The sequence below is a fragment of the Alteromonas sp. ABV4_515 genome, assembly GCF_056160345.1.
In genome coordinates, this window is record NZ_JBSWWZ010000003.1 from 319,349 (window position 1) to 344,099 (window position 24,751).

Annotated in this window: 24 protein-coding genes; 1 reads left to right on the top strand and 23 read right to left on the bottom strand. The window is 48.7% G+C overall.

The window, feature by feature from the left end; translation table 11 throughout:
* Window positions 1-9: 9 nt before the first annotated feature.
* The 10 genes from ACXAGX_RS09165 to flhA are packed head-to-tail and all read right to left on the bottom strand — an operon-like array spanning window position 10 to window position 11,409.
* Window positions 10-744, bottom strand: a complete 735-nt coding sequence (locus tag ACXAGX_RS09165; protein ID WP_474837873.1) for a chemotaxis protein CheW — start codon at window positions 742-744, stop codon at window positions 10-12.
* Between the two features lie 7 nt (window positions 745-751).
* Window positions 752-1,516 carry a ParA family protein gene (locus tag ACXAGX_RS09170; RefSeq protein WP_474817849.1) on the bottom strand — a complete coding sequence of 255 codons (765 nt, stop codon included), beginning with the start codon at window positions 1,514-1,516 and terminating at the stop codon, window positions 752-754.
* 28 nt (window positions 1,517-1,544) lie between these two features.
* Window positions 1,545-2,690 (bottom strand): protein-glutamate methylesterase/protein-glutamine glutaminase, encoded by a 1,146-nt coding sequence (locus tag ACXAGX_RS09175; RefSeq protein ID WP_474817848.1) that lies wholly within the window; start codon window positions 2,688-2,690, stop codon window positions 1,545-1,547.
* A gap of 24 nt (window positions 2,691-2,714) precedes the next feature.
* Window positions 2,715-4,970, bottom strand: a complete 2,256-nt coding sequence (locus ACXAGX_RS09180) for a chemotaxis protein CheA (RefSeq protein WP_474837875.1) — start codon at window positions 4,968-4,970, stop codon at window positions 2,715-2,717.
* A 12-nt stretch (window positions 4,971-4,982) separates the two neighbouring features.
* Complete coding sequence (locus ACXAGX_RS09185) at window positions 4,983-5,726, bottom strand: protein phosphatase CheZ (protein WP_474817846.1); 744 nt, start codon at window positions 5,724-5,726, stop codon at window positions 4,983-4,985.
* 34 nt (window positions 5,727-5,760) lie between these two features.
* Window positions 5,761-6,144: a chemotaxis response regulator CheY gene (gene cheY / locus ACXAGX_RS09190; RefSeq protein ID WP_070127020.1), complete on the bottom strand. Its 384-nt coding sequence runs from the start codon at window positions 6,142-6,144 to the stop codon at window positions 5,761-5,763.
* A gap of 48 nt (window positions 6,145-6,192) precedes the next feature.
* Window positions 6,193-6,921, bottom strand: a complete 729-nt coding sequence (locus ACXAGX_RS09195; RefSeq protein ID WP_070127021.1) for an RNA polymerase sigma factor FliA — start codon at window positions 6,919-6,921, stop codon at window positions 6,193-6,195.
* Complete coding sequence (locus ACXAGX_RS09200) at window positions 6,918-7,784, bottom strand: MinD/ParA family protein (RefSeq protein WP_070127022.1); 867 nt, start codon at window positions 7,782-7,784, stop codon at window positions 6,918-6,920. Before ACXAGX_RS09200 ends, ACXAGX_RS09195 begins: the two co-directional genes overlap by 4 nt.
* Window positions 7,781-9,277 carry a flagellar biosynthesis protein FlhF gene (flhF, locus tag ACXAGX_RS09205; protein ID WP_474817845.1) on the bottom strand — a complete coding sequence of 499 codons (1,497 nt, stop codon included), beginning with the start codon at window positions 9,275-9,277 and terminating at the stop codon, window positions 7,781-7,783. The genes ACXAGX_RS09200 and flhF overlap by 4 nt, the downstream gene beginning before the upstream one ends.
* 29 nt (window positions 9,278-9,306) lie before the next feature.
* The gene (flhA, locus tag ACXAGX_RS09210; RefSeq protein WP_474817844.1) at window positions 9,307-11,409 is read right to left on the bottom strand and encodes a flagellar biosynthesis protein FlhA; all 2,103 of its coding nucleotides are present in this window, start codon (window positions 11,407-11,409) and stop codon (window positions 9,307-9,309) included.
* Window positions 11,410-11,563: 154 nt separating this feature from the next.
* On the opposite strand from flhA, the gene ACXAGX_RS09215 reads away from it, so the two are divergent.
* Window positions 11,564-13,480 carry a diguanylate cyclase gene (locus tag ACXAGX_RS09215; RefSeq protein WP_474817843.1) on the top strand — a complete coding sequence of 639 codons (1,917 nt, stop codon included), beginning with the start codon at window positions 11,564-11,566 and terminating at the stop codon, window positions 13,478-13,480.
* A gap of 48 nt (window positions 13,481-13,528) precedes the next feature.
* On the opposite strand, the gene flhB is transcribed toward ACXAGX_RS09215, so the two are convergent.
* From flhB to fliG, 13 genes are all read right to left on the bottom strand, one after another.
* The gene (flhB, locus tag ACXAGX_RS09220) at window positions 13,529-14,653 is read right to left on the bottom strand and encodes a flagellar biosynthesis protein FlhB (RefSeq protein ID WP_070127025.1); all 1,125 of its coding nucleotides are present in this window, start codon (window positions 14,651-14,653) and stop codon (window positions 13,529-13,531) included.
* Between the two features lie 11 nt (window positions 14,654-14,664).
* A complete protein-coding gene (gene fliR / locus ACXAGX_RS09225; RefSeq protein WP_474837877.1) occupies window positions 14,665-15,447 on the bottom strand; it encodes a flagellar biosynthetic protein FliR in 783 nt (260 codons plus the stop codon).
* A 13-nt stretch (window positions 15,448-15,460) separates the two neighbouring features.
* Window positions 15,461-15,730, bottom strand: coding sequence for a flagellar biosynthesis protein FliQ (gene fliQ, locus ACXAGX_RS09230; RefSeq protein ID WP_070127026.1), 270 nt, complete (start codon window positions 15,728-15,730; stop codon window positions 15,461-15,463).
* Between the two features lie 9 nt (window positions 15,731-15,739).
* A complete protein-coding gene (fliP, locus tag ACXAGX_RS09235; RefSeq protein WP_474838109.1) occupies window positions 15,740-16,477 on the bottom strand; it encodes a flagellar type III secretion system pore protein FliP in 738 nt (245 codons plus the stop codon).
* Window positions 16,478-16,490: 13 nt separating this feature from the next.
* Window positions 16,491-16,811 (bottom strand): flagellar biosynthetic protein FliO, encoded by a 321-nt coding sequence (gene fliO / locus ACXAGX_RS09240; RefSeq protein WP_474817840.1) that lies wholly within the window; start codon window positions 16,809-16,811, stop codon window positions 16,491-16,493.
* A gap of 124 nt (window positions 16,812-16,935) precedes the next feature.
* Window positions 16,936-17,343 carry a flagellar motor switch protein FliN gene (gene fliN, locus ACXAGX_RS09245; protein WP_070127028.1) on the bottom strand — a complete coding sequence of 136 codons (408 nt, stop codon included), beginning with the start codon at window positions 17,341-17,343 and terminating at the stop codon, window positions 16,936-16,938.
* Window positions 17,344-17,371: 28 nt separating this feature from the next.
* Entirely contained in the window at window positions 17,372-18,430 is a 1,059-nt protein-coding gene (fliM, locus tag ACXAGX_RS09250) for a flagellar motor switch protein FliM (RefSeq protein WP_070127029.1), read from the bottom strand.
* Window positions 18,431-18,442: 12 nt separating this feature from the next.
* The gene (gene fliL / locus ACXAGX_RS09255) at window positions 18,443-19,003 is read right to left on the bottom strand and encodes a flagellar basal body-associated protein FliL (protein ID WP_474837879.1); all 561 of its coding nucleotides are present in this window, start codon (window positions 19,001-19,003) and stop codon (window positions 18,443-18,445) included.
* An 85-nt stretch (window positions 19,004-19,088) separates the two neighbouring features.
* Entirely contained in the window at window positions 19,089-20,996 is a 1,908-nt protein-coding gene (locus tag ACXAGX_RS09260; protein ID WP_474837881.1) for a flagellar hook-length control protein FliK, read from the bottom strand.
* 137 nt (window positions 20,997-21,133) lie between these two features.
* A complete protein-coding gene (fliJ, locus tag ACXAGX_RS09265) occupies window positions 21,134-21,583 on the bottom strand; it encodes a flagellar export protein FliJ (protein WP_070127032.1) in 450 nt (149 codons plus the stop codon).
* Between the two features lie 5 nt (window positions 21,584-21,588).
* Window positions 21,589-22,923 carry a flagellar protein export ATPase FliI gene (gene fliI, locus ACXAGX_RS09270; protein WP_474837883.1) on the bottom strand — a complete coding sequence of 445 codons (1,335 nt, stop codon included), beginning with the start codon at window positions 22,921-22,923 and terminating at the stop codon, window positions 21,589-21,591.
* Entirely contained in the window at window positions 22,916-23,698 is a 783-nt protein-coding gene (gene fliH, locus ACXAGX_RS09275) for a flagellar assembly protein FliH (protein ID WP_474837885.1), read from the bottom strand. The genes fliI and fliH overlap by 8 nt, the downstream gene beginning before the upstream one ends.
* A 14-nt stretch (window positions 23,699-23,712) precedes the next feature.
* A complete protein-coding gene (gene fliG / locus ACXAGX_RS09280) occupies window positions 23,713-24,744 on the bottom strand; it encodes a flagellar motor switch protein FliG (protein ID WP_070127035.1) in 1,032 nt (343 codons plus the stop codon).
* Between the last annotated feature and the right edge of the window lie 7 nt (window positions 24,745-24,751).

Sequence of the window (24,751 nt, forward strand, 5' to 3'; positions counted from 1 at the left end):
GGCTCCCCGCTAAGGCGTTTGGTCATTACTGCCTAAGCCGTTATTTAGCATTGCAATTAACTGATATACGTCGATTAACGCACACATTCTTTCTTTTACCATGCCCGCTAACCATGGACGTTTGCCACCGGCCTCACGCCATTTCACTTCGTCCTTGGTAAGAGTAACGGTATTGACCAGTTTGTCGCTGGCTAGGCCCCACAAACTGTCCCCTAACATAATAAGATACTGATAGTTTAGCGTTTCTGCGAGATTTTGATCGTATTTTTCTGGCATAACCCACATTGCAGTATCAACAACGTTTATTTTTTGTTCACGATGCAGCATCACCCCTTTAAACCACTTAGGCTTACCGATGAGCCCACCGACTTTTTCCATGCGGTGGATACCGCCTAGTGTCACTAAAGGCACCGCCAGTGTGAGACCAGCTACCTCAAAAAACAGTGCCTGGAAACGACTCTCAAGCAAATCCTGAATGGGCCGGTGAGTCACCGGCTCTTGAGGTACCACAATGGCTTCTGCAGAAGCAATGCTTTCCTCAATTTCTTCCACCACAGGCGCAGCCACGTCAACCTCTTCAACGGGCGTGGCTACCGGTTCCCGGGCCACGATGTCAGCAGTCGCCTGCTCAAGTAACCGAGCGGTGTTTGCCGTGACATCTGCCGGGTCTTCCGGACTCTGTAGTAAGCTGTCCAGATACGCCTGCATCACATCTTCACGGGCGAACGGCGTACTCTTGCTCATAGTCGACTCATAGTTCCAATTCATCTAACAGTTTAGTATAGGCGAAGACCCCTCGCGATCTCGGATAAACCACAGAGGCAGGTGTCTGTGCCTGACTCGCATCTCTGAACCGAGTATCGACGGGAATGACATCACTCCACACTTTACTGCCGTAATCGTCTTGCAATTTTTGATGTGCCTGGATGGCCGCATTTGTCCTGCGATCAAACATAGTTGGCACAATCAATGTGTCAAATTCCTTACGTAACGAACGCCCCATAATCTCTAGGGTGTGCACCATTCTGTCGAGACCTTTAAGTGCCAAAAATTCGGTTTGCACCGGCACCACCACTTTATGGCAGGCTGCCAGCGCATTCACCATCAATACACCCAATACAGGTGGGCAGTCGATCAGTACGTAATCGAACTCCTTTTCCACAGTCTGCAAGGCTTTTTTAAGAATAAGTCCCATACCATTTTGCATACCCATTTGTCGGTCCAGCGTGGCTAATGCCATAGATGCCGGAAGAATAAACAAGCTGTCTAATTTGGTGGGGCACAAGCTGTCCAGTACCCTATCGGCAGATATCTCCTGATGATTAATAAAAATATCGTAAACAGAAGCACTTAGTTCTTCTGCATCGGTACCAAAGTAATAACTGAGCGACGCGTGAGGATCGGTGTCGATTAATAACACCCGTTTACCCTGTTGCGCTAGAATGCCTCCCAGCGTAACGGTGGTCGTGGTTTTTCCCACTCCTCCCTTCTGGTTGGCAATCGTCCATATTTTCAACCTTCAACTCCTGCTGATTGAATTCGCTCTACATCATCTCAGAGCGGATACACGATGCAATATGTTCAATATTGATGCTCTTTTCCGCAATACCGGCTTTTGCCACAGCCTGCGGCATGCCATAAACCACGCAAGAATCTTCATCCTGAGCCCACACCTTTGCGCCTTTTTTATGCAACGCGTCACAGCCTTCGCGCCCGTCTGCTCCCATACCGGTAAGGATCACACACAGTACGTCGCCGCCGTAAATATCAACCAAACTGTTAAAGGTAATATCCACGCTGGGCTTGTAGGTATCTTTCTCGTGAGCATGCGCATCACGCAATGCAATATTTGGCAAAGAGCGGGAATCTACCACCATCTGCTTGCCCCCTGGCGCCAAATACGCACAACCAGGCCGCAGGATGTCACCTTGCTCCGCTTCTTTCACAGAGATATCACAGTTGTTGTGTAAACGCTGAGCAAACGCATTGGTAAACGTTCCGGGCATATGCTGAACCAGAACAATAGGATGAGGAAAGTTAGCAGGTAAACCTGAAAGCACTTTTTGTAATGCCACAGGCCCGCCGGTTGATGCACCAATGGCAAGGCACTTATAACGCTTGCCTGAGGCTTTAACTTGAGACACCACTGGTGCGGCACTGGCACTTTCGGCCCGCCCTGTAAGCACAGACGAGCTTTTAAAAAACGTGGCTTTGGGTGCATTGGCAGGCATAGGAGGCGCAGGCTTAGGTGCTGGAGCAGCACGGGCCATTGGCGGTCGGCGTATACCCACACCACGCCGCGCAAGTAACCTGACTTTGGTTCTCAGCAGGCTCGCAGCGTCTTTGCGATTTTTAGAGATCTCTTCAAATTTCTTCGGTAGAAAATCCAACGCACCAGCTTCCAGTGCGTCCAGGGTAGCCTGAGCACCTTCGTGAGTCAGCGATGAAAACATCAAAATTGGAATTGGACGTTTAGCCATAATCTTTTTGACCGCCGTGATGCCGTCCATTACCGGCATCTCGACGTCCATGGTCACCACATCCGGCGATAGCTTGACAAGCATATCCAGCGCTTCTTCGCCGTTACAGGCTTCACCTACAACCTGAAGTTCTCTGTCTTCATCCAGAATTTCACGGACACGGCGACGATAAAACGTTGAGTCGTCCACAACAAGGACTTTAAACGCCATAACAAGAAGTTCCTTTACTAGCAGCTATGACCGACGGGCATAGCGCTTAAGAAGACTTGGGATATCCAGAATGAGTGCAATACCACCATCAGATGTAATGGTTGCACCGGCCATGCCTGGAGTTCCTTGCAACAACGCATCCAGCGGTTTAATCACCACTTCTTCCTGACCAATTAGCGCGTCGACAACAAAACCGACCTGTTGGGTACCAATTTGTACCACAACCACATGTCCTTTTTCTTTGCTAATGTCTTTTGGTCCGCGAATTAACCATTCGCCGAGGAAGAACAATGGAATCGCTTTTGAACGCACTATCATGGTCAGTTGACCATCTACCGTATTAGTCTTTTTGATATCCATGTTGATGATTTCATTCACAGCACCCAACGGCAATGCGAAGGTTTGTTTGCCAACAACAATCATCAGGGTAGGCAGAATTGCCAACGTCAGTGGGACTTTGATTTCAAGACGGGTTCCTTTACCCATCTGAGAATCAATATTTACGGTACCATTGAGTTGGTTAATCTTGGTTTTCACCACGTCCATGCCCACACCACGACCCGAAATATCACTGATTTCGGTTTTGGTGGAGAAGCCCGGGGCAAAAATCAGGTTGAATGCTTCAACATCGGACATTCTGGCTGCCGCATCGGCATCGAGAACACCGCGACTGATTGCAATTTCTTTCAGTTTTTCAGGGTCCATGCCCTTACCATCATCATCGATAGTAAGCAGAATGTGATCACCCTCTTGCGACGCTGATAGCTTAACCGTACCCATGCGCGGTTTTCCGGCATTTGCCCTGTCATCTGGCATTTCAATACCGTGGTCCACGGAATTTCTAACTAAGTGAACCAACGGATCGGCCAGTGCCTCAACCAGGTTTTTGTCCAGGTCGGTATCTTCACCCTCAAGCTCAAGGGTAATTTCCTTTTTCAAGCTGCGGGCGAGGTCACGTACAACCCGAGGGAAACGACCGAAAACCTTCTTGATGGGCTGCATGCGGGTTTTCATTACCGCGCCTTGTAAGTCACCCGTTACAACGTCGAGGTTGGCAATGGCCTTCGACATGTCTTCATCGTTTGTGGTGATGCCAAGGCTAAGTAAGCGGTTTCGCACCAACACCAACTCGCCCACCATATTCATTATCTGATCGAGGCGTTTGGTATCAACCCGTACAGTGGTTTCAGCTTGCGGTGCCTTCTCTTCTTTCTTGGCTGGCGCGGCTTTAGCAGCAGGCGCAGGTTTACTGGCCGCTGCCGGTTTAGCAGGTGTCGCAGGCTTCGCCGGTTCCGCCGGTTTGGCGGCCGGAGGCGGTGTAGCTGCCTTAGGCGGCTCTGCTGCCTTACTCTGTTCTGCTTTCGCGGCCTGAACTGCTTTGGTCGCAGTATTGTCTACTTCGACGCCACCTGCAGGCCCTTGACCTTTACCATGCAATTGATCAAGTAAGGCTTCAAATTCGTCATCAGTGATTTCGTCGTCACCGCTATCTGCGGCCGGCTCAACGGGTGCGACTGCCGGTGCTGGCGCAGCATCTGATGGCCCTTTAAACTGCCCTTTGCCGTGAAGCTCATCAAGTAGAGCTTCAAATTCATCATCGGTGATATCTTCACCATCGCCACCCGCTGCAGGTGCCGCTGGCGCTGCCGGGGCCGGTGATGCTGCAGATTCAGCAGGACGACCAGGCGCACCTGAACCATGTAATTGGTCCAGCAAGGCTTCAAACTCATCTTCTGAGATATCTTCAATACCACTGTCGCCAGATGCCACAGCAGTAGCTTCGGGTGCAACAGGCGTTTCTTCAACAATGAGTTCTGGTTCTTCTTCGACAGGCGCCTCAACTACCGGCGCTGCGGCTGAAACATCGCCGAAAATATTTTCGTCTGCGGATTCAGGCTTACTGAGTTTATGGAGGGTATCGACCAGTGCTGTGTCTGCGGCCTCTAATGGTTCGCGGGCTTTAACACGTTCAAACATCTCAACAACCACATCCGTGGCTTGGAGAATAACATCCATAAGTTCAGGTGTTAGCGTGCGCTGACCGTTGCGCATCACGTCAAAGACGTTTTCTGCACCGTGACAAATCTCTACCAGTTCGGTTAGAGAAAGAAAACCAGCACCACCTTTTACAGTGTGATACCCACGGAAGATAGCGTTGAGGAGGTCAGCATCTTCCGGGTTGTTTTCCAGGTCGACCAGCTGTTCCTGTAATTGTTCAAGGATCTCACCAGCCTCAACCAGAAAGTCCTGTAGTATATCCTCATCAACTTCAAACGACATTCATTCGCTCCCCTAAAAACCAAGGCTTGATAGAAGGTCATCCACATCGTCTTGACCCTGTACAACATCGTCACGTTTTTCAGCATCAAGAATTGGGCCTTCTGCCTCAATCGCATCTGGCTTCTTGGTGGGTGTTTTATCTTTAGGCTGACCAGCTTCACCAAACACAGTCAACATATTCACCAAGCTATCTTCTACTTCTTTCACAAGATCGATTACACGTCGAATAACCTGCCCCGTGAGATCCTGATAACCTTGTGCCATCAACACTTCGGTTAACAGACTATTAAGTTTAGTCGAATCCTGAGATGCGTCTTTAAACAGGGAGTCAATTTCCAAACACAACGACTTAAACTCACCTAGCTCGATTTGACGGGTCATGAGTTTCTGCCATTCAGGCTCAATTGCGCCGATACGCTCTGCCAGAGATTCCGCAATAGGCATGCATGACTCGACAGCATCCATTGTGGTGTTGGCGGCTTTCTCTGTTTCTTCGATGACGTAATTCAGACGAGTCTGCGCATCGGGAATATCATCGTTGGCTAAGCCTGCGATGCGCTCGTCTAATTGAAATGTGTTTAATGCATCATGGAGCTGACGGGTAAGCTTGCCAACCTCGGCAAAGAGCTCCACAGATTCCTTGGCTGATACTGCCTCCAACAGAGCATTGGCGGATTCATCATCCCCTTGCTCTAGATAACTAACCAGTTGCTTCGCCTCTTCTAGCGAAATAGGGACTTTTTTAATGGGTGACATCCAGTAATCCTCTTCTCTGGCAGGTGCTGCTAAGTTAGCCTAAACGCTGAAAGATTTTGTCTAATTTCTCTTTTAGTGTAGCTGCTGTAAATGGTTTCACCACGTATCCATTTACGCCAGCTTGTGCAGCAGCAACAATTTGCTCTTTCTTCGCTTCTGCAGTCACCATGAGCACTGGTAAGTGTTTAAGTTTGTCGTCAGCACGGATAGCTCTAAGAAGATCGATCCCTTGCATTCCCGGCATGTTCCAGTCAGTCACGACAAAGTCGAAGTCGCCTTGCTGGAGCATAGGCAAAGCTGTACTACCATCGTCAGCTTCCTGAATATTGGAAAATCCAAGATCTTTAAGCAGGTTTTTTATGATTCGTCTCATCGTAGAAAAATCGTCTACCACGAGAATTTTCATGCTCTTGTCCAAAATAGCCTCCGGTGAAGGATAGTAAATCGTTATTAATATTGGTGTGCGCTATTCTTCAGCCTGCCAGGATTGCATTCGTGCTTTTAGTTTTAACATGGCTTGGCTGTGAATTTGACTGACTCTGGACTCACTCACGTCGAGCACTTCACCTATTTCACGTAGGTTCAGTTCCTCGTCATAGTACAGAGACAATACAATCGCTTCCCGCTCGGGTAATGTTGTTATAGCGTATGCCAGCGCTTTCTGAAAGGCGCCTTGCATAAGATCTTCTAACGGTGAGTCATTACCCTTACTTTGTTCTGTTGTGATCACATCTTCAGATACACCGAGATCTTCGATACCGATTAATTTTCCGGCATTAACCTCGTTAAGCATTTGATGATAATCATTAATGCTGACATTTAGCTTAGCAGCTATTTCAACATCGCGCGCATCTCTTCCTGTTTCTCTTTCAACTAAAGAGATAGCTTCTGTGATTGCGCGGCTATTCTTGTGCACTGAACGGGGAGTCCAGTCACCTTTTCGAATTTCATCCAGCATGGCACCGCGAATACGAATACCCGCAAACGTCTCAAAACTGGCGCCCTTCGAACCGTCAAAATTTTTCGCAGCTTCCAGCAATCCGATCATGCCAGACTGTATCAGGTCGTCCACAAGCACACTGGCAGGTAAACGGGCCATCAAATGATGGGCTATGCGTTTAACCAATGGTGCATGTCGCTCTACCAACTGTGCAGTGTCATTCTGTTGTCGGTAAGCTGCTGCTTTACTGTTCAACGTTGGTTTCCTACCGCTTGTTTAGCTACCAGTTGTTCGATGAAAAATTCGAGATGTCCGCCTGGCTGGGCAGGAACCGGCCAATTAGCCGCTTTGGTCGCCAATTGACTAATGGCTACGGCGGCAGGCGAGCCTGGGAAAGCATCAACGATGGCTGTCTGCTTTCTTACCGCTCGACGAATATTCTCGTCGAAGGGGACGGTAGCCACCAGTTCAAGCGCCACATCAAGGAAACGCCCAGTGACTTTTGATAATTTACTGAAAAGCTCCTGTCCTTCACGTATGTCCCGCACCATGTTGGCAACAATTTTAAACCGAAAAACACCGTGTTCCCGATTTAGAATTTTAATTAACGCATAGGCATCAGTGAGCGAGGTGGGTTCGTCGCACACCACGACCATAATATCCTGAGACGCCCGGGAGAAACTCAGCACCATATCGGAAATACCCGCTGCAGTATCGACAATGAGCACGTCGATTTGCGAGCGCAATTCACTGAACGCACGAATTAGACCTGCATGCTCGGTAGGCGACAATTCTGTCATTGCCTGCGTACCCGACGTTGCCGGTGCGATTTTGATGCCATGGGGGCCGGTTACCAGCACATCGTCGAGGGTGCATTCGCCAGACAGCACATGAGAAAGGTTCTTCTCTACTCGCAGTCCGAGCATAACATCGACGTTAGCCAGGCCAAGGTCGGCGTCGAGCACCATCACCCGTTTGCCTTGCTTTGCCATGGCGATGGCCGTATTCAGTGTGATGTTGGTTTTACCCACACCACCCTTACCGCCGGTGACGGCTATAACCTTAATGAGGCGTGATTGATTCATCTTTCGTAAGCTACTCGCTTGATCTTCGATCATACTGCCTTAACTGAATTAACTTCATGATTATGCTTAGTATGATTCAAACCGTACTTTTTATAAAGCTTTGCCGCTGCAGATACGAGAGATTTCGCATCAGCAACTTTAATATCTTCAGGCACCTGCTGGCCATCGGTCACATAACTCACCGGTAGCTGCTGCTCAACAGCAACGCTTAATACCTCACCCAAACTGTAGCACTCATCAATTTTAGTGAAGATACAGCCGTCGAGTTTAACCGAATTATACGCTGCAATAATGCGCTGCAGAGCAGGATATTGGGTATTAGCTTGCGCAACCAGGTATTTACGTACAGGTTGCATTTGACCGTTGCTAAACTGACCAAGTTGTTGAATTAATCGGCTATCTCGCTGACTAAAACCTGCTGTATCTATTAATATTAGACGTTTATGACGTAACTGAAAGAGTTGTTCAGCTAATTCTTCGCTACTTTGTGCTTTTCGGGTAGTACAGCCAATAATTTTGCCGTAAGTCGCCAGCTGTTCATAAGCTGCAATCCGATAGGTATCGATGGTGATCATCGCTACCTGCTCTGCCCCGTACTTTTGTGCATAACGTGCAGCAAGCTTTGCAACGGTAGTGGTTTTGCCCGTGCCAGTTGGACCGACCAGTGCAACAACACCGGTTTGCGTAAGAATATCGTTACCCGAAACGTTCAGACGGTTAGCCAACAGGTTCAACAAATAAATCCACGCTTCACGCTCGGTGTACTGTGAAGGCGTGTAATGTACTAACTGTTCAGCCAGCGCAACGCTTAACCCCATGCCAGTGAGGCATTGCATCAGGTAGCTGTGAACGGGTCGCTGACGCTTTTTCTTCGCTTCCATCAGGTCGGCCACCTGATATTGCAGCACATTACGTAAAGACGCCAATTCCTCTTTGATGGCATCCAGTTCACTATTGCCCTGCGCGTTACTCGAAGGTGCCTGCTGAGAAGGCGCAGCTTCGAAGTCAGGGCTCATTTGTGAAGCTGGTGCAGTGTTGTTGCGCCCGTGATTAAATACATCAGCAAAAGAAAATACATCATTGTCTTGCTGTGCAGTTTGCTGCTGTGGGCGCTGGGAATGTGGCTGAGCTTGTGCCTTAGGCTGTGATTGATATTGAGGCTGAGCAAGGTCGCGCTGGGAATGAGGCTGAACCTGGCGCGGTGCGTTTTGCTGCGTAGCAGCGTCAGCCGCTGCGTTTCGCTCGGCAGCCTGCTTTTCTAATAATGCACGGAGGTTGTCAGGACCATCATCACCAATAATTTCGCTCAGGCTCGGCGTGGCCTTTTGCTGGCCCGCGGATGCTTTGTTGTCATGGCGCGTGTTCAGGTTAAGTTTTGCCTCAGGTTCTTTATCGTAAGCAGCCACCAGCTCAATACCATCGGCCACTTTACGGTTCGACATAATGACGGCATCACTGCCCAATTCGGCTTTTACCTGGCTTAACGCTTCCCGCATATCTTTGCCAAAAAAACGTCTGATTTTCATCTCAACCTCTTCACTCACCCAGTGTCAGATTATTGACCGACAGAGCTGACAATTTTAATTTGCTTGTCGTCAGGTATTTCCTGGTACGACAACACATGCAAGCCAGCTACCGAATATTTAAGGAAGCGTGACAGCACAGGTCGCAACATACCTGACGTCAGGAGTACTGCAGGCTCGCCTTCTAGCTCTTGTTGTTGTGCGGCCTGTTGCAAGGATTGTTGGAGACGATCTGCGAGTCCTGGTTCGATACCGGCGCCATCTTCTCCCCCTGCCTGAAGAGACTGGTGCAACATCTGTTCCAACTCTGGTGCCAGAGTTATGACGGGCACTTCTTTGGCGCCTTGGCTGATTTCCTGAACGATGAGACGTTTTAGCGCAATACGCACCGCAGACACCAGTACATCTGGGTCCTGACTACGCGGGCCGTACTCAGTCAACGTCTGAACAATGGTACGCATATCTCGAATAGGCACACCTTCAAATAACAGTGTCTGCAGCACTTTCACCACGGTACTGAGTTGTAGAATGTCAGGCACCAGCCCTTCGACCAGTTTCGGACTAGACTTAGCCAGCATATCCAGTAGTTGCTGAGTTTCTTCATGGCCGAGAAGTTGATAAGCATTGTTACTCAGCAGCTGGCTTAGATGCGTTGCCACTACGGTAGCAGCGTCAACAACGGTATAACCGAGTGTTTGTGCATGTTCACGCTGGTTCGGCCTAATCCACACTGCGTCTAAACCGAAGGCAGGATCTTTGGTTGCGCGCCCTTCGAGTTTACCGAATACCTGTCCAGGATTAATGGCGAGTTCTTCATCGTGACTGATTTGCGCATCGCCAATGGTGACACCCAACATCGCAATGGTATAAGCATTGGGGTCGAGATCCAGATTATCGCGAATGTGTACCGGCGGTACCAGAAAGCCAAGTTCCTGAGAGAGCTTTTTACGTACGCCCTTGATTCGGGTGAGCAGTTCGCCGCCCTGGGATTTATCGACTAACGGAATAAGCCGGTAGCCCACTTCCAGTCCGATAGTATCGACCTGCTGTACGTCGTCCCAACCGAGTTCTTTAGCCTCTGGAACCGGATGATCGACCCCCGCCTCTGTCTTCGCTGGAACTTTTGGTTTTTCGGCTTCTTTCTTCGCCTGCACACCTTGCCAGTAGGCATAGCCACCCGCTATGGCAGAAAAGCCCAGAAATGCGATATGCGGCATACCTGGCACAATGCCCATGACAAACAGCACCGCAGAGGCAATATACAGCGCCTGAGGGTTGCCCAATTGGGTACGGATTTCTTTACCCATCTCCTGGGTTTCGTTTTCACGAGTCACAATAATGGCGGTGGCCACTGAAAGCAGCAGAGAAGGTATTTGTGCTACCAGGCCATCACCGATAGTCAAAATGGTATACACCTCCATGGCATCGCCAAACGCGAGGTCGTGCTGAATCATGCCGATAAATAATCCACCTACGATGTTAATCAGCATGATGAATAAGCCAGCAACCGCATCACCTTTTACAAATTTAGACGCACCGTCCATAGAACCATAAAAGTCGGCCTCGGCGGTGATTTCCTCACGACGTTTACGGGCCTGATCCTGGTCGATATAGCCAGCATTCAAATCGGCGTCAATGGCCATTTGTTTACCGGGCATGGCATCAAGGGTAAAGCGGGCGCTCACTTCTGAGATTCGACCTGCACCCGCGGTAACCACTTTGAAGTTAATGATCAGAAGAATAGCGAATACGACAACCCCCACTGCATAGTTACCGCCAATAACCACCGCACCAAACGCTTCGATCACTTTTCCCGCAGCATCGCCACCTTCATGGCCGTACAGCAGAACAACCCGTGTAGATGCCACATTAAGCGCAAGCCTTAATACCGTAGCAATAAGCAAAACCAGCGGAAAAATACCAAAATCCACCGGCTTTTGGGTGAACACGGCAACGAGGATGATCACCAGACTCAACGCAATATTAAAGCTGAACAGCACATCGAGTAGAAATGGCGGCATGGGAAGAATAACCATGCCCATAATCGCCAGTAATACGACAGGCGCACCCAGACCACTGGTGATATTTTGAAACTGGTTCTTGTCGAACCGCTGCAGGTAGGCGGATAACTGCATAATAATTGCTCTCGCTAACAGAAAATTGACACTTCAATTGCGTCTGTAGTGAGTATTTCAACTACTGTGCCAGTTTGAAAATGTTTACTAATGCGCGCCTGTTTCGAGTTTTTGAACTATAGTTAATGTGGATAAGATTTGTTCAGGACATTGTGTGCCGGAATACCAGTTAAAACAGCGACGTATTGCATCTATTGGCACTTTTCTTCATGTTGTCACGGCAATCAGTCTGATATTGATGTCTTATTCTACTCATGCTGCATCGGCACAAGTTTCTGCTCCCAATGATGAGGTTATCCGCGTCATAAAATCTTTTCATCAGAATCCGAAGGAGACCGTTTTAGGCCTCGAAGAGATGCTTGATGATGTGCAACCTGAATATACGCCAGCCACCATTCAATATCTGCTGTCATACTTTTATATGAAGCTGGGGGATTTTGAGCGCTCAGAGTCGCTGTTGGAGCTGGGACTTACCAATGTAAATCAAATCAATGAGCCACTGCTCTATCACCGTTTGTTGCTGCAAAAATCGTTACTTTATGAAAAAACAGCACGTCAGGTACTGGCATTGCAGTATGTTGCTATCGTTAACGAGTGGGCGCAAGAGAATAACATCATCCAGTTACATATTGGTGCATTGATGACGGAGGGATTGATTCAGCAATCATTGCAAAATCGCGAGTCGGCACTGACCAAGCTCATTGTTGCGCACAGGATTGCCTCGGAAAATGTCACGCAAATTCCGCCTGCTCACATAGCAGGCCTTATCGCAACGGTGTTTCAGGAAGCTGAGCAGTACGACAATGCTGTCCCCTATTTGAAGGAGGCGCTTGATTTTGCCATCACGAAAAACAACCGGATCAATCAGCTAAACCTTTTACATAAACTGGCTTTATCTCACTTCGCAACGAACAACGAGACCGCTGGACGGCAATACTTTGATAAAGCAATGACAATTGCTCAGGAATTGCCAGATAAAAATGCGCAAGTGAAATTACAACTGCTCGATGCTGATAGATTAATGAAAAAGAAAGCCTTTGCAGAAGCCTTGGACGTATACCAAAATTTGGTGTTGATCCAGGGCACTCTGCCCCATGAACAGTATCGCGGTGACATTTTAAGGGGCTTATCAAAAGCCCATTATCACACCGGTAACTTCGAGGCTGCGCTTGACACTCTTACCGGTGCAGAGCCTCTTTTCGCCTCAACCACACCGAAAGAAATGATTGAATTTCGATTGCTGGAATCGAGAATTCAGGCGGCATTAGGCAATTACAGCCAGGCTTATCAATTACTTGATGACGCACGCAGAAAACAGATAAAACGCTTGAACGAAATCAGTGCAGACAAGCTGTTTAAACTGCAAACTCTCTTCGACGTCAATAAGAAAAATCAGGAAAATGCTGCTCTCAGATCAGTAACGAAAGCGCAGGAGTTGCGGATAAAAACAGAGCGTCAGCGAGGATTTTTTATGATTTCAGCGCTGATTTTACTCTCAATCCTTTGCGTAGTACTTGTTATTTTGCAGAAAAAGCGCGCCAGGTATCAGTATAAGTTGGAACAAATTGCGATGACTGACAGCCTCACTTCTCTGCTTAACCGTCAGCATACCTTAAAACTATTGGAGGAACAGGCAGGTATTGCAGAGGTTACCGGAAAAAAACTTACTGTCGCTTTACTCGATATTGATTTATTTAAACAGGTGAACGACAACTTTGGTCACGCCGCAGGTGATGAGGTTTTACGCAAGTTTGGTGCTCTGGTTAGAGACAATTTCAGAAAAAGTGATATTGCGGGCAGGATCGGCGGTGAGGAATTTTTGCTGATTTTCCCTGATACCAATGTGACGGAGGCTCGCATTGCTACAGATAAGTTTAGAGCGGCCTTGAAAGCCGCTGGTGAAAAACTTCCCTACGCATTAGACCCTCTCACCGTTTCCGGTGGGATTGGGTACATTACAGGGCCAGGAACGATGGCAGAAGAATTAGAGGCTATCGATAGAGCTCTATATCAGGCTAAGGATAAAAGCCGCGACGCTATTAATCTCGTCGATAACAACATTGCCGGATAAAAACTTTGTCTGATAATTTTCCTCGCTATTCGCTACCATACTCCAGCTTTAGCGCCGGAGTTCCGGTGGTATAGGCAGGTCTTTCTTCAGCGGTTTCGGGCGCTTACCTTTACCCGCTTTGAATGCCCGCAGTTGATAAACGTACGCCAGTACCTGAGCAACCGCCATAAACAGTTTGTGAGGGATTTCGTGATCGACTTCGGTTGAGTAGTAAATCGCCCGGGTTAGCATGGGCGAAGGCACAATGGGAACGTCGTGAGCGTCACCAATTTTTCGAATATGCATGGCTAATTCTTCGATACCTTTGGCCACTACCACCGGCGCACGGCCGCCGTTGTCATCGTATTTCAGCGCAACAGAATAGTGGGTCGGGTTGGTTACGATGACATCGGCTTCCGGTACCTGCTGCATCATTCTTCGGGCTGCGGCCTGGTATTGCAGGCGACGAATACGCCCTTTCACCATGGGATCGCCTTCAGCGTTTTTACGCTCATCCTTCACTTCCTGCTTCGACATTTTCATTTCTTTGTTGTGCTTGTACATCTGATAAGGCACATCAAGGGCGGCGATAGGGATCATGCCCAGAGTAAGAAACAAAAACGCCCACTCCAGCATATCCAAGGCGTGAAACAAGTTATTGGGATAAAGCTCAACGTCGAGATGAAGTGCCTCATCTTCATAATACATCAGCGTTAATAGGGCGATGGTAGCAATGACAAAAAACTTGGCGATGGCCTTAAGCAATTCAACTAAGCCGTTCATACCAAACATGCGCTTGAAACCATTCAAGGGGTTAAGTTTATTGAGCTTTGGTGATGCAGACTGCCAGGTAAAGTTATAGCCACCTAGTGCGATTGAACCGTATATTCCCGCAGCCATGGCTACAATCATGTACAGCAACACCGGCCCAGCCACTGCAGAAAACCCCTGTGCCCAGGCATTAAACATGTGAGTCATGTCGTAGGTTTCATCGCGGGACAGCGTAAACATATCTTCCATCATGCCGAAGATTGCTTTCGCAATGGTGCCGCCAAGCAATAGAAACATGATGCCACTAGCCACCAGCACCAATGCCGTAGAGAGTTCCCGCGATCGGGCGAGCTGACCTTTTTTTCGCGCGTCTTCGAGGCGTTTGCTCGTGGGGTCTTCTGTTTTATCCTGTTGATCAGCCATGACTTACCTCATCAAGTGGGACAAATCAGCAGCAACTCACACATAAACTGCTGTGCTCGCTGCCATTGTGTGGCGAAATGGGAAACAAAGTTTTCTAACGTAACCCAGATAATAATTAACCCGGTTATCTGGGCAATGGAGAAACCAATACTAAAAATATTCAGCTGCGGCGCGGCTTTGGTCATAACCCCAAAGGCCAGGTTCACAATCAGTAGCGACACGATGGGGGCTAAGGAAAGGGTTACTGCGGAAACAAACATCCAACTTGCCCACTCGGCGATGTCCCGGAACTGGGCTGCGGTCCACCAGGCTTCACCGATGGGAAAAGCATCGAAGCTGGTCGTAATCATTTGAATCATTGCCAGGTGGCCATCTAAGGTCCAGAACAGTAAGGTTGCGAGAATCAGATAAAACTGACCCACGGCCGGAACATTAATACCGTTAACCGGGTCGACTATCGATGCAAAACCAAGCCCGGTCTGCATTGCCACTATCTGACCTGCCAGCACGAAGGTATTTAATACCATCATGGAAATGAAGCCGATGGCGACACCAATAATAATTTGCTGAATAACTTCAACAATGGCGCCCACCCCGACTAAGTTGTCGAATGGAACAGGTTTTATAACTGGCATAATCACTAAGGTAAGAAACAGCGCGAGCAATGTTCTCACCGTCACCGGAATCGACTGAGCACTTAGACCAATCATCGCAGCAAACAGACCACTGATGCGCATAAAAGGCAGCATCAGATCGGCCAAAAACTGATTGATGGTATTGAGATCGACGTTCACTAACGGAGCCTGCTTATCCCACAACTTGCGGGATTTGCTCAACCATATGGAAGGTAAAATCCATCAGTTGCTCCACTAACCAATTCCCGCCCCAGGCCAGCGCCAACAAAGTAACGATAAGACGAGGCAAGAAACTCATGGTTTGTTCGTTGATAGAGGTTGCTGCCTGGAAAACGGCAACAATTAAACCCACAATCATGCTGGGTACGATAACCGCGGAAACCAGCAGAATTACCATAAACATGGATTCCCGCAATATTTGTACAAACACCTCTGGTGACATATTGCTCTCCTAGACGCCCATACCAAAACTGGTGGCTAGCGTCCCGAAAATCAGGTTCCAGCCGTCTACCAATACAAACAACATCAACTTGAAGGGCAATGAAACGATCATCGGCGATAGCATCATCATACCCATTGCCATCAATATTGAGGCGACAACCAAATCGATGATCAAAAACGGAATGAACAACATGAAACCAATCTGAAAGGCGGTTTTTAACTCACTGGTGATAAAAGAAGGGATGAGGATAGTAAGCGGCACATCTGCTGGCTCATCATACTTACCTTCGTCACCGGCAATACGAACAAACGTTTCTAAGTCTTTCACCCTGGTCTGCGACAACATAAACGCCCGCATAGGCTCGGCGGCTTCTTCCAGCGCCTGACGGGAAGTCATTGCTTCGTTTAAGTATGGCTGAAGTGCACGTTCATTCACTTCTTCAAATACCGGCGTCATGATGAACATAGATAAAAACAAGCTCACCCCAATCAGGATTTGGTTGGAAGGCGCCTGTTGTAAGCCGATAGCCTGACGTAAGATAGACAACACCACGATGATGCGGGTAAATGAGGTCATCATCATGATGAACGCAGGGATCAGGCTTAGCGCAGACATGATAAACAGTGCCTGCAGCGTCATTGAATAATCTTGCGAACCATCCGGGTTACTGGTGACAGTAACAGCAGAAATGCCCTGTTGTGCCATTACCGGTAAGCTAAACACTAAGATAACGGGTAGCATCAGCATCAATAAGCGGTGTTTATTGTTTTTCATTGTCCGCTCCTTTTACGGCGGGGTTAATGGTGCCCGCCATGGCTTTGATCAGTTTTTGCTTAAAATCGGCACCACCGGTTTCACTGGTGTTATTGGTTTCCAGAGGCGTTTCAAGTTTGCTCAAATGGTTAATGTTGGTGGCTGTCACCCCAATGAGATGCTGCTCTTCCCCAACCTGAATAACAATAATACGCTCTCGCGTACCTGCTACCATGCTGGCAACCACTTTCATCTGACCACTACTGGCATGAGTGACATTAAACCGGCGCATCAGCCAGGCTAAAGAAAAAATAATGCCGACCACCACGAGAAGTGATCCGAAAATTGACAGTACAGAAACAGGATTGGAAAAAGATTGGGTGCCTTCGGCACGGGTTGTGAAACTAAATAACAGGGGCAGCAGAAAGCAACCCCCTGTTTTAGAAAGCGTTTTAGCGAAGCTTTTTGATTCTCTCGATCTGACTGATAACATCCGTTAACCGAATACCAAATTTGTCGTTGACTACTACTACTTCACCATGAGCAATCAACGTGCCATTTACCAGAACATCCAGTGGTTCCCCGGCAACCCGGTCTAATTCCACCACTGACCCCTGGTTCAATTGTAGCAGGTTCCGGATACTGATTTGGCTGCGCCCCACTTCCATGGAAATGGTCACAGGAATATCCAGAATGGTATCTAGTTTCTTTTTCTCTTCCTGCGTAATGGGGGCGTCGTCGGTTAGTTCATCTAATTCGGCAACCTGAACGTCCTCGCCACCTTCACCTTCGGCCGCTTCCGCATCGGCCTGCTCGGCCATAGCCGCAGCCCAGTCGTCCATTCCGTCATTATCACTCATGACAATACCCCTTTAACTAAGATCATGACTACAGATCTTCTTCAAGTACTTGTAGCTCAGCGTCGTTATCGATAACGCGCCCACCACGGGTTAATAATTGCAGTTCCGATTTCACCGACGTAGGCCGGGCGATTTTATCGGAAATTTTCAGTGCCAACGCATCACGGGAGCGACCTAGCTTCGCGCGAAACGTCGGTAAATCTTCAATTAGCACAGTAATGTGCTCCGGCATTTCTACCGGAATAATATCACCGGGCTTAAATTCCATTATCTGTCGAAGCGGTACATCCACGTCTAGCATGTGCGTGGTAAGCGCGACCTTCACATCCAGAATTTCATCCCTAAGTGCCTTACTCCAACGTAAATCGGTATCTTCCTTATCGCTTTGAACACCGGCGTCTAACAATTCCCGAATCGGCTCTAACATAGAATACGGGAGTGATACGTGGAAATCGCCACCGCCACCATCGAGTTCAATATGGAAAGAACTGATCACCACCACTTCGGTCGGGCTCACAATGTTAGCCATGGCCGGATTCACTTCTGAATCGAGGTATTCAAAAGAAACATCCATAACGGGCGCCCAGGCTTCTTTGTAATCTTCGAAGATGATTTTCAGTAGCATCTGAATAATTCGGCGCTCTGTAGGCGTAAACTCACGGCCCTCAATTTTGGCGTGATAACGACCATCACCACCGAAAAAGTTATCTACCAGAATAAAAACCAGACGTGCTTCCATGGTGATGAGTCCGGTTCCCTTAAGTGGGCGGAATCGCACCATATTCAAACTGGTGGGTACAAACAACGTGTGAATGTACTCACCAAATTTAATCATTTGAATACCGTTGATGGAAACTTCAGCAGACCGGCGCATCATGTTAAACAAGCTCACCCGCAAGTGCCTTGCAAAGCGCTCGTTCACAATTTCCAGCGTCGGCATCCGCCCCCGTACAATGCGATCCTGCGAGGAAAAGTCATATTCCAGCGCAGATCTGTCGGAGGGCGCGTCCGAGACTTCTTCTTCTTCGACATCATCGACGCCATGTAACAGCGCGTCGATTTCGTCTTGTGATAATAAATCGCTCACTGAGATTACCCGTTATTGCATCACGAAACCTGTGAACAATACCTGTTCGACCACTTCTGTTCCGGTATATTCCTTCATCGCGGACTGTACTTCTTCCAACGCTTTCTCGCGAAGTTCAATTTTCCCCGCTTCGGTGACCAGATCATCAGCGTTACTGCTACTGAATACCTGCAACAGACGACCCTGAATGAGCGGCATATTCACTTTTGCCGTTTCTTCGTTGTCAGACCCACGTACCAAAAGCTGAATCTTTATCTGCACGGTGCGCTCACGTCCACTGCCGGGAATATGAAACAGCAGAGGTTGTGGCATGGCAACATAAAGCGCTGTGCCGATTTCGGCGCCAGCACTGCCTGCTCCCGCATCGGCGGCTTCGGCTTCAACTTCTTCGCCACCTTCCGCGGCCGCTTCGCCTTCAACGCCTTCTTCCGCCACGGGTTCATCACCTGCAAACAAAAAGAAATACGCGCCTGCGCCGCCACCAAGCAACACCACTACGATGATGATAATGAGCATTAACTTACTCTTTTTACCACCACCCTCTTCTTCAATTTGTAACTCTTCATCAGCCATTGAAACAACCTCATCAATCAGAATGGCAAGTATTATGGGACTTTAACTGTAATTGGCAAGACGCTTCACGTATGCGCAATTACGGTTAAGCATAGTCGTCTATTCCACCTTGCGCCTGTCGGGTCAAAGATTGTTCAACCACTTGGGTTTCTTCTTCGCCACCGCCAGCAAACTGACCATTGCCACCATTACCTGAGCCTTCACTGCCCTGCTTATTCGCTTCACCCTGTTGCTGTTGGTTAACAAAAGACTCTCCCAGACTGATGCCCTGCTCGGCCAGCATTTCGCGTAAGCGCGGCTCCGCTTGTGCCAATGCGTCCCGGGCCTGTGGAGATTGCACAACGAAATTGACTGATGCCGTATCGCCGCTCACATTAACCCTCACCTGCATACTGCCAAGTTCAGGCGGATCTAAGCGAATTTCTGCCATTGAATTTCTGGCATTCACCATCCAACGTACTTTCTCAGCCAGTTGTTGCTGACCTTCAGGTTGATGAATGTTCACCGCTTTGTCGGCATCAGAGGGCTGTTGAAGTACACGCTCCGCTTTCACTTGCTGAATATCAGCAAGGGTATTGTCTGCTCGGGTCTGCGCTCCCGCCATGATAGCGGGGTTCCCCGAGCCCGCCACTTGCGTGGCCGCATTCACTAGTAATGATAATTGCTGCATTTCGCCGGCTATGCGTTGTTCAATGTTGTCATCGGGTAAAATATCTGCCCCATTAATCACATCAGCAATCATGACCTCTAGCGTTTGCGCGGGCTCCACACCAGCGTCGAGTTTGGTTTGATACTGCTTAACAGCATCAATCACGCCCTGCTTTACCTCAGCTTTTTGCGTTTCATTGCTACTGTCAGGCAAGAGCGCCACGACTTTATCTGCCAACGATTCCGCTACCAGTGTTTTAGTGGTGTCTTCGGTTACCGCCAGATTTTTCATCAAATCGTTTGCCGGCACCAAGGGTAATGCGGCGCTGCCATCATCCGTTGTGTTTTTATCTGCTTCTTTGCCGCTCGGCTGCTGTTCTGTGTTTTCACCAAGTTCACTTTTTATCAGTGATACCAGTAGCTCTGCGTCGGTGACGATGATTTCTGCTTCAGCGGAAGTCTCGCCATCAGCAAGACTTTCGGCGATGCGGTTTAGATCTTTGCTGCCATTTTTTGACAGGCTTGCAAGCAGTGAGGCCGCCATTTTCATTACGTCTTCAGTCACAACGTCGTCGGCCTTGCCTGGCTGCTCGCCATCTTCTTCACTGGCCATGAGCTTTTTCACGGCTTCATTCAACGCTTCAACCAAGGCGGCTAATTCGGCGTTTTTATCTGTACTTTCAGTATTTTCGGCGTCAGTCTGAACTGTGCCTTTCAAACTCGCGATAAGTGCTTCGAGGTCGGTATCCGGCGAGACAACATCAGTGGACAAGGCTGAGTCATCAACAATAACGTCGCCCTCGCCAGAAGCATCTATTACGATGCCTTGCTCAGACGCGGTTTCGTCACCACTGTTAAGCTTGCGGATGGCATCGACAAAGGCCAACCAGTCAGGCTGTATGTCGATATCAGGTTGGATGTCTGCCGTGCTCTCATCAATTGCCTCTTCCCCCTGAACCAACAGGGCGTCATCGTGCTCGGTGTCGACATCCGCTGCATTTTCGCCATTATTTCCATTGCCACTACTTTGGGTTTTCCTGGTAGTGACCTCATTGGCTGACTGTTCAGACTGCGACTGCGCTTCATTGCTATCACCACGGCGAGATTGCTCATCCACCTTTTTCTCAACTGGTGTGTCCCGTTTAACCGAACGATTAACCGTAATGTCATCTGCGTTCTTTTCCCGTGGCTTATTCTCACGCACAGGTGGGGATTGAGTCGCTTGCGTAAATACCTCTTCAAAAGCCTGATTTTGGCCTGAAGCATCTGCACTTGCCGTCGATGATTCTATATCGACTGGCAGAGCGGCAATATCTGAACGTTGCGTGGCAACTTGTTGCATCATAATCTCAATCCTCTTCCCGCAGACTGTGTGTTTTCGTCAAAAAACAGTAAATTGGGTGGGTTATTTTTCGTCACGGAAAAGACTATTCAAATCCTGTTCCAATTGTTGAATTACTATGAACTTTACTTGAAAAATTGTTAGTAACCTGACTTGGACAACTGATTTCTATAGAATTTTTGTGAAGCGAACTCATCACTCATGATTTGTTCCAGGCGAGATTCTTTTTGACGGGCTTCAAGGGCTTTTTTATCGATTAACATATCCACGGCTTTCCGACGCTTTTGCTGTTCCAGCCAGGCACGTTTACGCTGATCGGCCACCACGGTAGCCTGAGAGATAAGGTTCATTTGCTGTTGGCAGGCTTTATCCAGTTTACCCACAAACGAAAGATGTTGATGATACGCTTTCGCGCCCACACCACTCTTGCCAGTGGCCTGAATTTGACGCAAATAATCCAACCGATATTGCTGCAGGCTACTTAACTTTTGACGTTGCTGGGTAACATGCTGCTGCGCGAGCTGAAATTGCTGCGCCGCTTTCTGTTCCTTTTCCAGTTCAAACTTAGCGACTAAGTCAAGTTGACTCATGGCTGTTACCCTTTACCTAACCCACCCGCCAAGGCAGTCATGCCTTGAAGGCACTCACTGTAAGGCAGAATATTCTTCATGCCTTGCTGCAGGAAAGCGTTAATTGCAGGTTCGGCACGAATGGCCGAATCGATACGCGGGTCTGAACCTTTGGCATATGCACCAATGGAAATGAGATCACGGTTTTGTTTGTACATTGAGTAGACCTGACGAATACGTCTGGCTTGTTCTAAATGTTCGTCGCTGGTTACCATCGGCATTACCCGGCTGATAGAGGCTTCAATATCAATCGCGGGATAGTGACCACTATCGGCTAAGGAACGGGATAACACAACATGACCGTCCAGTATTGCCCTCGCCGCATCGGCAATGGGATCTTGAAGATCGTCGCCTTCCGTCAGTACGGTATAAAATGCGGTGATTGAGCCCTGGTTTTCGCTACCATTACCCGCCCGTTCCACCAAAGCAGGCAGTCTTGCGAACACTGAGGGTGGGTATCCCTTCGTTGCCGGTGGTTCACCCACCGCCAATGCAATCTCGCGCTGTGCCATGGCATAGCGCGTAAGAGAATCGATTAATAGCAGCACATTCATGCCCTGATCGCGAAAATACTCCGCAATGGTCACTGCTGTTTCGCAGCCTTTTAACCGCATAAGTGGTGAGGTATCAGCTGGCGCTGCAACGACGACCGCACGTTGGCGCTCTTCTTCGGTAAGAATGTCGTGGATAAATTCTTTTACTTCTCGGCCCCGCTCGCCAACCAATCCCACCACTACAACATCAGCCTGACAGCCCCGGGTCATCATACCCAGCAGCACGGATTTTCCGACACCGGAGCCGGCGAATAGCCCCATTCGCTGACCGACGCCCACCGTATTCAGGGCATTAATAGCCCGAACCCCCACATCCATGGGTTCAGATATTGGTCGACGACTTAGCGGGTTTATCGGGGGCTTATTCGTGGATACGCGGGTATCTGCTTTTACGGGTCCTAAACCGTCCAGCGGCTGACCATTACCGTCGACCACGCGACCCAGTAATCCCATCCCCACTGCCAAACCACTTTGGCGGTTTAACGGAAGTACCCGAGAACCCGGCACGATGCCACGCACCGCCTCAGTTGGCATAAGATAAGTAATGTTTTCACCAAAACCCACCACTTCCGCTTCTATCTCTCCCTCAACAGTCTGGACCATGCACTGACTGCCCACAGGAAGTTGGCACCCCACAGCTTCAAGCGTAAGACCGATACCCCGAACCAGTTTTCCCGCTGCCACAATAGGAGGCTGAGGAATATCGACACAGAGGTTTTCGAAATAATTACCCCAGGGGCTAGTCATCAGACAATCCCTGGTCGAGCAGGAAGCGATTTAATACATCTCGGCAGCGACGTTCAACCGACACATCGACGGCATTTTGCTGGGTGGTGATATCGCAACCACCACGAGACATTGCCGGGGCTTCAATGAAATGCCAACCCTTCGCGGCAATCGTTTCATCGCCATAGTGATTTTTAACAATTTGAATGTCGTCGGGATGCATGGATATATGGAACTGTGATTCAGCCACTGGCAGCGCTTTTAACCCTTCAGCCAACGCCTGCATGACCACATCTTCACTGGTCTGCACTTCTGTTCTGATAACTGCACGGGCGAGAGACACCGCTAATTTCACCAGTTGCTTACGGGTGTCTTCGTTAACCTGAGATAACGGTGCTACTAAATTATCCGCTAGCGAAGACCAATGCCCGGCTAAAGCAGCCATCTCTTCGGCAGCGGCATTTAAGCCTTCTTCTTTACCGGCCTGCAGCCCGGCTTCATAACCTTCCGGTTTGCCTTCTTCAAAGCCAGCAGCCCTACCTTCGTCAAATCCGGTTTGCTTACCTTCATTATACCCTTCGTCATAAGCAGACTGACGAATGGCTTCGATTTCTTCCGCCGTTGGCGGCAAAATTTCTTCCTCCTCAGCTTCGGGAGGCTCGTATTTCCAGTCGCTACGACGATTCAGCGCATTGGTGCGGGTGAGATCTTCAGTGGTCTGCGCTTCATCAAGAAATGGCAAATCCCAGGACTTCGCATCTGAAAATTCATCATTCTTCGGCAATTTATCATTCATGGCAGATTAGTCCGTTACAGGAACTCTTCGCCGCCACCGCCGCCCAGCATAATTTCACCGGAATCAGCAAGACGTCTGGCCACCGACAGAATTTCTTTCTGAGCAGTTTCCACTTCAGATAAACGTACCGGACCGAGCGCTTCAAGATCATCCAGTAACATTTCTGCCGCCCGGGCCGACATGTTGCCAGTGATTTTATTTTTAAGCTCTTCATCAGCGCCTTTAATGGCTTTCAGCAGTGAGTCCTGATTCACTTCGCGCAGGATTGCCTGTATGCCGCGATCATCCACGTCTATCAGGTTATCGAATACGAACATCAGATCCTGAATTTGCTGACTCATTTCTTCATCTTGTTCACGGATGGCATCCATCAACTGACCTTCAATGGAGGTATCGAGGTAGTTCATGATGTCGGCAGCAGACTTCAGGCCGCCCATTTTGGCCGCTTGTGCACCTGCCTGACCGGCAAACTGCTTCTCCATGATTTCGTTCAGCTCCTGCAAGGCTGCGGGCTGAACTTCTTCTAAATTGGCGATACGCATTAGCAAGTCCAGACGCACTTTTTCAGCGAACTGCGACAAAATCTCCGCACTTTGCTCAGGCTCAAGATAAGACAATACGATGGTTTGAATTTGCGGGTGTTCGTTTCGAATAATACCGGCCACCTGCTTGGAATCCATCCACTTGAGAGAATCAAGCCCTTTGGCGCCGCTGCCCATCAAGATTTGATCGATCAGATTCGCCGCTTTATCTTCACCCAGTGCAGCAGTAAGCGCACGCTTCACAAAATCCTGGCTCTGGAATCCGATGGTGCTGTAATTTTGAATTTCTTCAATAAAATGCTTATGCACGGCAGTAATTTTCGGTTGAGTCATATCGTCAACCTTCGCCATTTCACCGCCCAATTTTTGCACCTGCTTCGGTTCCAGGTGCTTGAGGATTTGGGCTGCATCTTCTTCTGACAAACTCAGCAACAAGATAGCGGCCTTTTCTACCCCTTCCAGTTTACTAATGTCATAAGTTTGTTGGTTATTATCTTCAGGCATTTTGTTG